Below are 12,472 nucleotides of genomic sequence, written 5' to 3'. Positions count from 1 at the left end.
CGAGCACGTGAGACTGGTCGCATGAGTGAATCCGGCAGCAGCCAGACCCTGAACGCCGGTCGTCCGGCCAACTTCATCCGCTGGGTCCGCACCCGCGACCGCTGGTTCCCCGAGATCCTGCGCGGCCGCTACCTGCGCACCACCCCCGAGGGCTGGGAGGTCAGCGCCGACGGCGAGACGCGCCTCCTCGACCAGTCCGTCTGGGCCGTCTACAAGTAGGGCTCCTCCGCTCGCACTCTCCACACCATCCGGCGCCGCCGCCCGTTGTCCACAGATCGGACATCGCGCCTGCGGCCACACGAAAGTGAGCATTACTCTCCTGGCACGGGGCTGACGTGAACCGTCGCCGGTGCCGAGCACCGAGCGGCTGAGGAGAGGACATCGGATGAGTCGAACGGAACGGTCGGGGCCGGCTGGCCGTCGAAGGCGGCGGGCGCGAGCCGTCCGCGCGTTCGCGGGCACGACGGCGGGCTGCGCGCTCGTCGGCGGACTGCTCGGCGGCGCAGCGGTCGGCGGTGGGGTGGCGGCGATGCCCGCCGCGGCGGCGGACGCACCGCGCACGACGATCGAGAACACGCTCCTGCACGGCGGGGCGACGAACGACGGCGTGACGACCGTGTCGGCGTGGGTGCAGAAGGGCGAGACGCTCCGCGTCGACCTCCATCCGCTGAAGGGCGGCTCGGGGTCGGCGGAGGGCGAGAGCGGAGGCGGCACCGCGGCGATCACGGCGCCCGACGGCTCGGTCCTCGACGCGCAGGCGTTCGCGCCGGGTGCTCCGCCGACCGAGGCGGCGGGAGGCTCGTTCGTCGCGGCCGAGACGGGGGTCTTCCGCGTCAGCGTGACCGACGACGACGTGACCGCACCGGTCAACCTGCTGTGGAGCATCGGGGTCGCCGACGCGGGCGGCGATGCGCTCGCGGGCCGCGTCTGGTCCGAGTCCTACGCGATCCAGTCGGGAGCGAGGGCCGGCTACGCCGGTCCGGGGGAGCGGAGTGCGTCTTTCACTCTGTACGCCGTCACCGAGACGGGTGCCCGGTACGACATGACGCTGCGCGGCTACGACGGAGTCGCGTCGACGCTCCAGGCGACGAACAAGGGCAACGTGCGGGTCGGGTCCTCCGATCCGTCCTACCTCTCGGTCCCGATGCCGCAGTCGAGCGAGGCGGGCGGAGTCGGGGCGCAGTACGTGCAGGCCTCCGGGCGCTCCGGCATCGAGGGTCTGCAGACCTACAAGCTCTTCCTCGATCCGCCGTCCGATGACCTCCCTCCCTCGATCGCGCCCGACTACCGGGCGCCGACGATCGAGGGGCTGGCCTACCGACGGGCGGGATCCGCGTCGAACGCGGGATCGCTCACCGGCACGCTCGGCACCCAGCCGGGGACGGTGACGGTCGACATCGACGCCGACGGCGACGGCGACCACCGGGGAGCGCGCGACGTGCACCTCACCGAGATCGTCGCCGAGCCCGGCCCGTTCTCGGTCGACTGGGACGGTCTCGACGCGCAGGGCGCCGCGGTCGACACCGGTGATCCCGACGTCGGGTTCCGCGCGTCGATCGGCCGGACCAACGAGTTCCACTTCACCCGCGTCGACGCCGAGACGTCGTCGGGCGGCATCGCGATCGTGCGGTCGACGGGAGGCGGCACCAGCCCGTCCGCGATCCACTGGGACGACTCCCTCCTCTCCTCCTCGAACGCCGAGCGCTACTCGACGACGGCCGAGGCGCTGTCGGCCCAGGACGGCACGGAGTCGAGCGCGGGGGTGCACCGCTGGGAGGCGGACGACTCCGGCGAGGGGCGCACCCCGAACGCGAACGACTCGGTGCACGGGTCGTACGGCGACCTGCGGGCGATCGACGACTACACGTTCGGGTCCGACTCGGCTACCGCGACCGCGGGTCTCGACGGCCTCGCTCCGCACCTCACCCTCGCGAAGAGCTCGACCGTCGCCTCCGACGCGCCGCTGCTGCCGGGCGCGCGGGTGCCCTACCGGGTGACGCTCACCTCGGACGGCTCCGGCGACCACGCCGACGCCGCGGTCGTCGACTACCTCGACGAGGGGGTGCTCGACGACGCCGATCTCGACGCGGAGTCGATCCGCACCTCGCACGGCACGGCCTCGATCGATCCGGCCACGGGGCGGATCGCCTGGGCTGCGGGCACCCTCCCGGTCGGGACGGTCGCCGAGCTCGCCTTCGACGTCGTCGTCCGCGCGGGAGGTGACGGCTCTCTCGTCAACACCGCGTGCGTCGCGGGAGCGCCGTTCGTCCCCTCCGACTCGGGGACCGGGACCGATGCGAACCCCTGCGCGACCGTGCCGCACACGGTCGGCGAGGGCCGGCTGTGGCTGCAGAAGACGGCCTCGCAGCCCTCGGTCGAGCACGGCGGGCAGGCCGGCTTCGACGTCGTCGTGGGCAACTCGGGCACCGTCGAGGCGACCGATGTCAGCGTCACCGATGTGCCGGTGCTCGAGCACATCTCCGACGTGACGATCGAGGACGGCCGGGGCGGCGTCCAGTCGGTGTCTGAGCCCGTCACGGGCCTGCGGATCCCGGCGGGCGGTCAGATCGCGCTGCACGTGACCGGTCGGGTCGCCGACGGCTACGACGCGGTGACGATCCCCAACCGCGCGACCATCTCCCGCCAGCCCGACGGATTCGATCCGCCGACGGTGCAGAACCCCTGCGCCGACGACGCCGCGTCCTCGTGCGCCGAGATCCCCGTGCCGCCGGTCGGCGGCAGGCTCGAGATCGAGAAGACCGCCCTCCACGAGTCGGTCGCCCACGGCGGCAGGGCGGGCTTCACGATCGAGGTCTCGAACATCGGCGACCGTCCGGCCGAGGGCGTGACGCTCACCGACGTGCCGACGCTCGCGCACCTGTCCTACGTGACGATCTCGCGCGACGGCGGGCCCGCCTCCGCCGACCTGTCGGTGGAGGGGCTGGATCTGGCCCCCGGGGCCTCGGCGACCTTCACGGTGACGGGCGTCGTCGCCGACGGGGTCGACGCCTGGACCGTCACCAACCGGGCGAGGATCGACGACCTGCCGGCCGGCTTCGAGCCGACCCTCGTCCGCAGCCCCTGCTCCGACGAGGCGTCCGCGTCGTGCGCGCAGGTCGTCGTGCCGGCGATCGGACTCGTGCCGACCGTCCTCGCCTCCACGGGAGCGGCGGCCGGTCCGCTGGCCGCGGGCGGGGCGCTGCTGCTGCTGACGGGCGGCGGTCTGCTCGGCCTCCGCCGGATGCGCGCACTGCGCGTCCAGCACTGATCAGTCAGCGCTGAGCACAGATAAGGGAGGGGGCTCCGCGCGGGAGCCCCCTCCCACCTCACCCGACGCGTCCTGCGGGGCGCCGACTCCGGAAGGCCGAACGATGTCCCCCTCCCTCGACGAGCTCCCGCTGCGGGTCACCGAGCGCTTCCCGCTGCCCGACGGCGGTGTGGGCGTCAGCACCTGGTCGGCGGCCGACCCGGAGCAGCTCGAGCAGCAGCTGCGGACCCGCGTCGGGCACGCCCACCCCGAGCGCGAGCCCGCGCGGCACCTGCACCGGTCGCATCCGCCGCTCGTGCGCATCGAGGTGTGGGAGGGAGGCGGCCGGCGCCTCCTCGACCCCGCGCAGGAGGCGCTGACCGATGCGCGGTGGCGGAGGGCCCTCACCCGGTCCCGCCGCCCCGCGTGGCTCCGACGTCTGATCGGTCCCGCCGATCTTCCGCGGACCGATCCGCCCGCCGAGGCGGCGCGGTGGACCGAGCGTCCCGGAGAGGGCGGCTGAGACCCGATCGACGAGAGGAGAGCGGCCTCAGCCCTTCACCGCTCCGGACGTCATGCCGGCCACGATCTGGCGGTTGAAGAAGATGTACATCACCAGCGGCGGGATCGTGATGAGCAGCACGTCCATGAAGAGGAGGTTCCACGACGACTGCGACTGCGACGAGAAGTTGTAGAGCGTCAGCTGCACAGTGGCGTTGTCGTCCCCGGGGAGGAAGTACAGCGCGTAGGTGAAGTCGTTGAACACCGCGACGGCCTGCACCACGATCACGGTGACGATCACGGGCTTCAGCAGCGGCAGCACCACGGTGAAGAAGAGGCGGAACGGGCCGGCCCCGTCGATCACGGCGGCCTCGTCGAGCTCGCGCGGGATCGTCGAGACGAAGGCGCGGAACAGGAGGATGCAGAACGACAGGCCGAACGCGACGTGCACCGCGATGAGGCCGGGGAGGGTCTTGAAGAGCTCGAGGCCCTGCAGCACCCAGATCGTCGGCACCACGGCCGGCGGGATGATCAGGCCGGCGAGGACGAAGCCGTTGACGAGCGGGTTCCACTTCGACCGGCGGCGCTGCAGCACGTAGCCGACCATCGCGGCGAGCACCACCATCACCGTCACCGAGACGATCGTCAGGACCGCGCTGTTCACGAAGGCGCGCAGCAGGAGGAAGTCGCGCGCCTCGATCACGGCCTGCAGGTTCTCGAAGAACTGCCACTGGGTGGGGAAGGTGAAGCCGAGCAGCGACGACTCCTGCTGCGTCTTCGACGCGGTGAGCACGATGAAGGCGAAGGGGACGATGAAGACGATGACCGACAGCACGATCGCGGCGATACCGCCTCCGTACCGCCAGGCGCGCGAGCCGCGGCCGACACCGCGCTGCTTCACCTTGGCGCGGAGCGGATCGACGTCGAGCGGCGCCTTCGCGAGCGGGGACGGGGTGAGCGGGGTGGTGGTCACTGCTCGTTGTCCTTCCGGTTGAGCCAGGCCGACAGCGGGAAGATGATCGCCGCCACGACGAGGAAGAGGATGACGTTGCCCGCGGTCGAGAGACCGTAGAAGCCCGCCTGGTACTGCTTGTAGATGACGGAGGCGACCACGTCGCTCGTGAAGCCCGGCCCGCCCTTCGTCATCGCCCAGATCAGGTCGAACGAGCGCAGACCGCCGATGAGGGAGAGGAGGACCACGGTCACGGTGGCGGGGCGCAGCAGCGGCAGGGTGATGTGCCGGAAGTTGTGCCAGGCGCCGGCGCCGTCGACGCGGGCGGCCTCGAAGTAGTCCTGCGGGATCGCGACGATGCCCGCGATGTAGATGAGGGTCGCCAGCCCGACGCCCTTCCAGACGTCGACCAGGGCGACCGAGAACAGCGCCCACTGCGGGTCCGTCAGCCAGCCGGGCCCCGCGACGCCGATGGCGGCGAGTCCCTGGTTGACGATCCCGTCGAAGGGGTCCAGCAGCACCTTGAAGGTGATGCCGATGCCGATCGTCGACACCAGCACGGGGAAGAAGACGACGCTGCGGAGGAATCCGCGGCCGATGATCTGCGAGCTCAGGAGGAGCCCCAGGGCCATCCCGAGCACGATCTTGAGGCCCGAGGTGATCAGCGCGTAGATGAAGGTGTTGACGAAGCCGGTCGAGAGCGCCGGGTCCTGGAAGAAGGCGACGAAGTTGTCGAAGCCGATGAAGGTCGAGTCGAACAGCGTCCAGCGGGTGAGCGAGAAGTAGAGCGAGGCGACGGTCGGAACGAGGAAGAGCACCACGTAGAAGACGCCTGCGGGGAGGTAGAACCAGGTCGGGTACGGGCTCTTCATGGCCCGGCGCCGCTTCGGCGGTTCCGCGGTGCGGGTGGGCGCGGGGCGCTCCTCCGTGAGTGTCGTCATGTGATCTCCGTCGATCGGGAAGCGAGGGGGGAGGGGCGGCGCCCCGGCGGTGCGGCGGGCCGCGGAGTCGCCTCCGTCGCCCGCCGCACCGGCGTCGGTCACCAGCCGTCGAGGCCGAGCTGCTGGGCCTGCTTGGTCACGTCGTCGTCGTACTGCTGGGCGCCCTCGGCGGCCGGGGTGATGCCCGAGCCCACGGCGACCGTGATCTGCTCGAGCGCCGGACCCTTGATCGGCGAGAGGAACTCGAGCGCGAGGCCCGTGTTGTCGGCGTCGAAGTAGGGCTGCATGTCCGACACCAGCGCGGGCACGTCGTCCGGCAGGGTGCAGCCGTCGACCACGAACGGCCCCTGGGGCGCCGCGACCTCGCTCTGGATGTCGCAGCTCTCGGGAGTGACGAGGAACGCCATCAGCTTCTTCGCGCTCTCGAGCTTCGCGCCCTCGGTCGACTTGGGCACGTAGACCGCGTTGGGCTGCCAGACCGTCAGCGGGTTCGAGTCGGCGGACTCGCCCGGCAGCGGGAAGAGGCCGACCTTGTCGAGCGAGTCGGGGTAGTTCTGGATCAGCGGGCCGGCCGCGAAGGTCAGCATCGGGTACTGAGCGCCCTCGCCGGTCGCGACCATCCGGACGCCGTCGTCGTAGGTGGCCGACGCGTAGTCCTCGTTGGTGAGACCCGACTCCGCGACCTGCTGCAGGTGCTCGAAGCCCGCGAGGGCCGGCTCGTCGACGTACTTGGCCTTGTTCGCCGTGTAGTCGGTCGCCCACTCGGGGTCCTCCGCGAGGACGTTCGCGAAGTCGCCGAGCACGAAGAGCTGCGAGGTCCAGGTGTCGCCGTAGGTCTGGATGATCGGCGCGACGTCGCCGGCGGCCTTGATCGCCTCGCTGTTCGCGATGAACTCGTCCCAGGTCTTCGGCACCGTGAGGCCGAGCGAGCTGTAGACGTCCTTGTTGTACAGCACGGCACCGCCCATCGCCTGGCCCAGCGGGATGCCGTAGAGGTCGGAGTCGGTCGAGACGACCGTGCGGAAGCCCTCGTCGAGCGAGTCGACCCAGGCCTCGTCCGAGAGGGGAGCGAGGTTCTGGTCGGGGTTGAGCGCCTGGAAGAGCGAGCCCGAGTTGTAGGCGAAGACGTCGTTCATCTCGCCGGTCGCGAGGCGCGTCTTGATGAGGTTGTCGCCCTCGCTGCCCTGAGGGCGGGTCTCGATGTCGAGGGTGATGTCGGGGTTCTCCTCCTCGAACGCCGCCTTGAGCGCATCCCAGAGCTCGACGGTCGCCGTCTGGTTGTCGATGAGCACGCTGAGCGTGGCGCCGTCGGCGGAATCGCCGCCACCGCCCGTGCTGCAGCCGGTGAGCGCGAGAGCGAGAGCCGCTCCTCCTGCGCCGAGGGCGAGCCGTGCTCGCCGGTTCTGTCGGAACGACATCCAAATACCTCCATGTATCGACAACGTCACTGTTGCGGGGGTGCCCGAGGCGCCGTTCCCCACCGTTCGACGACGGCCCGAGAAGCGGCGCAGGGAGAACATACGTCGCTGCCGTGAAACGTGTCAATCGATCTACGGGAAATCGTGGACCGATCTACATGATCGTGCGTGAACCGTTACAGTGGCGTTCGCGGCGTCGGTCGACGACCCGCGATCAGGCACGTTCGACCAGGCGCGGTTCCGGGAGGAATCGTCCGCGAAGGCCCAGGGGAGGCCGTGATGAGCTCGATCGACAGCATCAACCGTCACGCGACGATCCAGGACGTCGCCCAGCGCGCAGGCGTCTCGCGCGCCGCTGTCTCGAAGGTGATCCGCAACGCCTACGGAGTCAGCCCGTCGATGCGCGAGCGCGTCACCGCGGCGATCGACGAGCTCGACTACCGACCCAGCGTCGCCGCGAGGGCGATGCGCGGCTCGAGCTTCACCATCGGCGTCGAGGTCCCGCACCTGGGCAACGCCTTCTTCAACCGCATCGTCACCGGAGCCAGCGCCGCGCTCGAGGGCAGCCGCTACCAGCTCATCGTCGCGCCGGCGCAGAGCGATTCGGGCGAGGGCTTCCGTGCCATCGAGGCGCTCGTCGACCGGCAGGTCGACGGCCTGATCGCCGTCTCGCCGATGGTCGAGCCGGCCTGGCTCGAGCGTCTCGCGCGCCGCACGCCGATCGTGATGCTCGGCCGGCACGACGACTCGACCGGATACGACACGGTGACCAACGACGACGTCTCGGGCACCGACGCCGTGATGGATCACCTCTTCGCGCTCGGCCACCGCCGCATCGCGCACCTCACCGTCAGCGAGCAGATCACCGGACGGGTGGCCGGCGCCCCGCACTCCGTCCGACTCGTGCGCTACGAGCACCGGATGCACGAGGCCGGCCTCGCCGACCAGGTGCAGGTGCTGCACCTCGACCCCGTCGTCGAGAACGCGCGGGCCCGCTCGCTCGAGGTCTTCCTCTCGCCCGACCGCCCGACCGCGCTCTTCGCCGGCAACGACTCCCTCGCCCTCGACGCCCTCTGGGCGCGCGACGACGCGGGGCTCACCTCCGCCGACCTGGCGATCGTCGGCTACGACGACATCGAGGTCGCCGGCCACCCCGGCATCTCGCTGACGACCGTCGACCAGTACGGCGAGGAGCTCGGCGATCGGGCCGTGCGCCTGCTGCTCGAGCGACTCGACGGTCGGACGGAGGCGGTTCACTTCGAGCGGACGCCGATCCTCCGGGTCCGCGACTCCTCCGGCCCCCCGCGCCACTGACCCACTCACCGCACACCACCACGCAGAAGGACGACGATGACCGACTGGACCGCCCGCTTCCTGGCCCCCGACGACGCTCTCGACGGCGCCGCCCCCCTCCTCCGCCGCGAGATCCCGCTCGACACCGGGCACGGCGAGGTCGTCTCGGCGGCCCTCCGCCTCTCGGCCCTCGGCATCGTCGAGGCGTGGATCGACGGGGCGCCCGCCTCGGACGAGCTCTTCACCCCCGGCTGGACGAGCTACGAGTGGCGCCTGCGCTACTCCGAGCACGACGTGACGCCCCTGATCAGCGGCCGGGACACGGTGACGATCGGGCTCGCCCTCGGCGACGGCTGGTACCGCGGCCGGCTGAGCTGGGGCGAGGGAGCCGCGCCCTACGGAACCGAGATCGCCGGGGCCGCCGAGCTGCGCCTCCGCTTCGCCGACGGCCACGAGCAGGTCGTCGTGACCGACGACTCCTGGCGCGCGGGCGCGAGCGCCACCACCGCCGACAGTCTCTACGACGGCCAGGACATCGACGCCCGCCGCGAGCCGACCGGCTGGACGAGCGCCGGATTCGACGACTCCGCCTGGGTCGGCGTCCACGAGGTCGAGGTCGACCCGGCGATGCTCGAGCCCTACATCGCCCCGCCCGTGCGCCGCCTCGCCGAGATCGCGCCGCAGAAGATCTGGACCAGCCCGTCGGGACGCACCCTCGTCGACTTCGGCGAGAACCTCGTCGGCTGGGTCCGCGTCGCGGTCACCGGGCCGGAGGGGACCGTCGTCACGCTGCGCCACGCCGAGGTCCTCGAGGACGACGAGCTGGGCGTCCGGCCCCTCCGCGAGGCGAAGGCGACCGATCGCTTCACGCTGTCGGGAGGCGCCGACGTCTTCGAGCCGACCCTCACCTTCCACGGGTTCCGCTACGCGGAGGTCGACGGCTGGCCGGGGGACATCGCCGACGGGGCCCTCACCGCGATCGTCGTCAGCAGCGACCTCCGCCGCATCGGCACGTTCCGCAGCTCCGAGCCCCTGCTCGACCAGCTGCACGACAACGTCTACCGCGGCATGGTCGGCAACTTCCTCGATGTGCCCACCGACTGCCCGCAGCGCGACGAGCGCCTCGGCTGGACGGGCGACATCGCCGCGTTCGCTCCGACCGCCGTGTACCTCGCCGACGCCGAGGACTTCCTCCGCGACTGGCTCCGCGACCTCGCCCTCGAGCAGCAGCACCACGACGGTGCCGTGCCGTTCGTCGTGCCCGACGTGCTCAAGCGCCGCGCGGCCGAGACCAGCTTCCCTCCGATGGACTCCACCGCACTCTGGAGCGACGCCGCGGCCTGGGTGCCGTGGGCGGTCTGGCAGGCGTACGGCGACCCGACGGTGCTCGAGGAGTCGTTCGAGTCGATGGCGTCGCACGCGCGCCGCGTCCGCTCGAAGCTGTCCGCGTCGGGCGTCTGGGACACCGGCTTCCAGTTCGGCGACTGGCTCGACCCCGACGCCGCCCCCGACGCCCCGGCCGACGCGAAGGCCGACACCGGAGTCGTCGCCACGGCCTGCGCCTACCGCACGGCCCGCATCGTGGCGGACTCCGCGGCCGTGCTCGGCCGCGACGAGGAGGCGCAGGAGTTCTCGCAGATGGCCTCGGCCCTGCGCGACGCCTTCCGCGCGAAGTACGTCGCCGACCAGCGCGTCTTCAGCGACTGCACCACCGTCTACTCGCTCGCGATCGTCTTCGGCCTGCTCGACGACTCCGAGCTGGGCTGGGCCGGCGACCGGCTCGCCGAGCTCGTCGCCGAGAGCGGCTACACGATCTCGACCGGCTTCGCGGGCACGCCCTTCATCACCGACGCCCTCTCGTCGACCGGGCACGTCGACGCCGCGTACCGCCTGCTCCTGCAGCGCGAGTGCCCGTCGTGGCTCTACCCGGTGACGATGGGCGCGACCACGATCTGGGAGCGCTGGGACTCGATGCTCCCCGACGGCAGCATCAACCCCGGCGAGATGACGAGCTTCAACCACTACGCGCTCGGCGCCGTCGCCGACTGGCTGCACCGCGTCGTCGGCGGCCTGGCCCCGCTCGACCCGGGCTACTCCCGCCTCCTGATCGCCCCGCAGCCCGGCGGCGACCTCACCTGGGCGGAGTCGACCCTCGAGACCCCGCACGGCCTCGCGAGCGTGCGCTGGGATCGCGCCGGCGACGACGTCTCGCTCGCCGTGACGGTGCCCGCGGGAGCCACCGCGGTGGTCCGCGCGGCGGGCGCCGCCGACCGCGAGCTCGGGGCGGGGGAGCACACGCTGACGCTCTGACCGGTGGGGGCCCGGCGCCTGAGGGCGTCGGGCCCTCCTCGCAGCGAGACGGCTGGTCAGTCGGCGCTGATGTAGCTGCGCAGGAGCGAGCCGAACGGGCCGGGCGGAACGCCCGTCTCGCGGAGCATCAGTCGGAGTCCCGGCGCTCCGGCGATACGGCGGAGCACCGAGGCGGCGTCACCCCGTGCTCCGGTACCCGCCTCGTCACCGATCCGCCAGCCGCCGACCTCTTCAGGACTGTGCGCGTTCCTGATCAGCATCAGGTTGAAGATGTCGAGCAGATCCTTCGGTGCCCGCCGCGACTCGTAGGCGAGCGCCTTGACGATCAGCGCTCGTTCGACCCCGGGGACCCGCGTGGAGAACGTGAGCGGGGTCTCGTCGAGCAGGATCACCGTCACGTCGAGTTCGAGCGTTCCGCGCAGAGCGAGGTCCAGGCCCGGTGCGCTGTCGAACCCGCGCCCGCCGTGCTCCGAGCTCTCGAACCGGCCCGTGAGCGACGGTACGAGGACGTCGATCTCGCGGTCGCCCGAGACGTAGTGGTTGCCCGAACCCGGCTTGTAACCGCTGGTGATCAGCAGGTCGTGCAGTGTGCCCGCAGCGGCGACGACGGGAGACACTGCTGCATCCGCGTCCACCGTTCGACGCGTGATCATGTCGGCGCTCGGGAAGGCGGCGCAGAGGAGCGCGACCATCTGCCCGCCGACGATGCACGCATCGTCGAGTTCGGCGATCGCGAGTGATGCGTCTGCCAGTGCGAGGAGAGCTGCGTCATCGGCTCGGGACGTGGACGGGAGTGTGACGGATCTCATCGCAGCCACGTCGTCACCTCCTTGCTCAGGAGGCGCTCCACGGCTTCGTCCGCGTCGGGACCGCCACTGCGCTGCAGGTCCCACGCGGCGATGAGTGGGTCCACGGTGCGTCCGCGCGGGTACCACGCGTCTGCTGTCGCCCAGATCGTCTGATCCATCGGGACGTGGACTCGCAGGGTGGCCTCGCGAGAATCGGTCTCCGCGAAGCCTGACGCTTCGAGCGGGAGGCTCCGGTCGGCGTACAGCACCGCGAGCCTCGGAACCCTCCACGGTGCGAGACGGTCGGCGGCGCTGTCCCCGGACAGCAGCGCTCTCAGCCCCGATGCCGAAGCCTGTTCCGCCTGCTCGATGACGGGTCGGATCGAGTACCAGAGCTGCGAGAGCCCGCCCGGACCCGGGTACTCCGCGAGGAAACGCTCGGCGAGAGCGCGACGATCCCGAGCGACCCAACCCTGCCCGGTGCGCTGCGCCAGGAGCGGATCTGCTCCGAGCAGCTTCGAGATCGTCATCTGCGAGACGCCGCATTCGTGAGCCAGGTCGTTCTGGAACCGCGGTTCACGTGTTCGCGCGAGCGTTCGCTGGAGCGCGAAGAGCGCGTACGACACGCGGCGTCGCCTGCCGCTCGTCTGCCGATCGTCCTTCGCGACGGTCAGATCCTCTCCTTGGACGATGACGGTGCCATCGTCCAAGCCGAACAGGGCGAGTCGGGGATCGTCGAGTGCGAGGCGTCGGGTGATGCTGTTCGCGCGGGGTGACACGAATGCGGTCACCGCGCCCGATGCCGTTCCCAGCGCATGCTTGCGCACCTCCGACGGAGTGGGCGGCCGTGGTGTGAAGACGAGGTGCGCGTCGATCTCGTCGCCGGACGAGGTGGTGATCCGCAGATCACGCGCGCTGATGATGCGCACGGCGATGCCGGCATCGAGGAGCAGCTCGTGGAGCGGCGATGAGATGGCGGAAGGACTCATCTGCGCAGTCTAAAACCATATGAACGATTCTGT

General features: G+C 71.1%; 10 protein-coding genes. 5 read left to right on the top strand and 5 right to left on the bottom strand.

What is annotated here, in order from left to right:
- Positions 1 to 21: 21 nt before the first annotated feature.
- From GRS92_RS07320 to GRS92_RS07310, 3 genes are all read left to right on the top strand, one after another.
- Positions 22 to 219: a hypothetical protein gene (locus tag GRS92_RS07320; RefSeq protein ID WP_159854701.1), complete on the top strand. Its 198-nt coding sequence runs from the start codon at positions 22 to 24 to the stop codon at positions 217 to 219.
- A gap of 166 nt (positions 220 to 385) precedes the next feature.
- On the top strand, positions 386 to 3,268 hold the full coding sequence (locus GRS92_RS07315) for a DUF7927 domain-containing protein (RefSeq protein WP_159854699.1): 2,883 nt from the start codon (positions 386 to 388) through the stop codon (positions 3,266 to 3,268).
- A gap of 103 nt (positions 3,269 to 3,371) precedes the next feature.
- The gene (locus GRS92_RS07310) at positions 3,372 to 3,770 is read left to right on the top strand and encodes a hypothetical protein (RefSeq protein ID WP_159854697.1); all 399 of its coding nucleotides are present in this window, start codon (positions 3,372 to 3,374) and stop codon (positions 3,768 to 3,770) included.
- 27 nt (positions 3,771 to 3,797) lie between these two features.
- Here GRS92_RS07310 and GRS92_RS07305 read toward each other — a convergent pair whose 3' ends face one another.
- From GRS92_RS07305 to GRS92_RS07295, 3 genes are all read right to left on the bottom strand, one after another.
- Complete coding sequence (locus tag GRS92_RS07305; RefSeq protein ID WP_159854882.1) at positions 3,798 to 4,649, bottom strand: carbohydrate ABC transporter permease; 852 nt, start codon at positions 4,647 to 4,649, stop codon at positions 3,798 to 3,800.
- A gap of 68 nt (positions 4,650 to 4,717) precedes the next feature.
- Positions 4,718 to 5,641, bottom strand: a complete 924-nt coding sequence (locus GRS92_RS07300; protein WP_159854695.1) for a carbohydrate ABC transporter permease — start codon at positions 5,639 to 5,641, stop codon at positions 4,718 to 4,720.
- A gap of 98 nt (positions 5,642 to 5,739) precedes the next feature.
- Positions 5,740 to 7,059 (bottom strand): ABC transporter substrate-binding protein, encoded by a 1,320-nt coding sequence (locus tag GRS92_RS07295; protein WP_159854693.1) that lies wholly within the window; start codon positions 7,057 to 7,059, stop codon positions 5,740 to 5,742.
- Between the two features lie 279 nt (positions 7,060 to 7,338).
- On the opposite strand from GRS92_RS07295, the gene GRS92_RS07290 reads away from it, so the two are divergent.
- Positions 7,339 to 8,373, top strand: a complete 1,035-nt coding sequence (locus GRS92_RS07290) for a LacI family DNA-binding transcriptional regulator (RefSeq protein ID WP_159854692.1) — start codon at positions 7,339 to 7,341, stop codon at positions 8,371 to 8,373.
- 36 nt (positions 8,374 to 8,409) lie between these two features.
- Entirely contained in the window at positions 8,410 to 10,662 is a 2,253-nt protein-coding gene (locus tag GRS92_RS07285) for an alpha-L-rhamnosidase (RefSeq protein WP_159854691.1), read from the top strand.
- Between the two features lie 56 nt (positions 10,663 to 10,718).
- Here GRS92_RS07285 and GRS92_RS07280 read toward each other — a convergent pair whose 3' ends face one another.
- Positions 10,719 to 11,354, bottom strand: coding sequence for a hypothetical protein (locus GRS92_RS07280; protein ID WP_159854690.1), 636 nt, complete (start codon positions 11,352 to 11,354; stop codon positions 10,719 to 10,721).
- Positions 11,355 to 11,467: 113 nt separating this feature from the next.
- A complete protein-coding gene (locus GRS92_RS07275) occupies positions 11,468 to 12,379 on the bottom strand; it encodes a hypothetical protein (protein ID WP_235021862.1) in 912 nt (303 codons plus the stop codon).
- Positions 12,380 to 12,472 lie beyond the last annotated feature (93 nt).

The sequence above is a fragment of the Rathayibacter sp. VKM Ac-2754 genome (genome assembly GCF_009807095.1).
Taxonomy (GTDB): Bacteria; Actinomycetota; Actinomycetes; order Actinomycetales; family Microbacteriaceae; genus Rathayibacter.
This window is presented reverse-complemented; position numbering and strand designations above follow the sequence as displayed.

Bases quoted from the DNA above. Each gene is read 5' to 3' on its own strand.
- GRS92_RS07290 (WP_159854692.1), top strand. From the start codon at position 7,339: ATGAGCTCGATCGACAGCATCAACCGTCACGCGACGATCCAGGACGTC.
- GRS92_RS07300 (WP_159854695.1), bottom strand. From the start codon at position 5,641: ATGACGACACTCACGGAGGAGCGCCCCGCGCCCACCCGCACCGCGGAA.
- GRS92_RS07295 (WP_159854693.1), bottom strand. From the start codon at position 7,059: ATGTCGTTCCGACAGAACCGGCGAGCACGGCTCGCCCTCGGCGCAGGA.
- GRS92_RS07320 (WP_159854701.1), top strand. From the start codon at position 22: ATGAGTGAATCCGGCAGCAGCCAGACCCTGAACGCCGGTCGTCCGGCC.
- GRS92_RS07315 (WP_159854699.1), top strand. From the start codon at position 386: ATGAGTCGAACGGAACGGTCGGGGCCGGCTGGCCGTCGAAGGCGGCGG.
- GRS92_RS07310 (WP_159854697.1), top strand. From the start codon at position 3,372: ATGTCCCCCTCCCTCGACGAGCTCCCGCTGCGGGTCACCGAGCGCTTC.
- GRS92_RS07285 (WP_159854691.1), top strand. From the start codon at position 8,410: ATGACCGACTGGACCGCCCGCTTCCTGGCCCCCGACGACGCTCTCGAC.
- GRS92_RS07280 (WP_159854690.1), bottom strand. From the start codon at position 11,354: ATGGTCGCGCTCCTCTGCGCCGCCTTCCCGAGCGCCGACATGATCACG.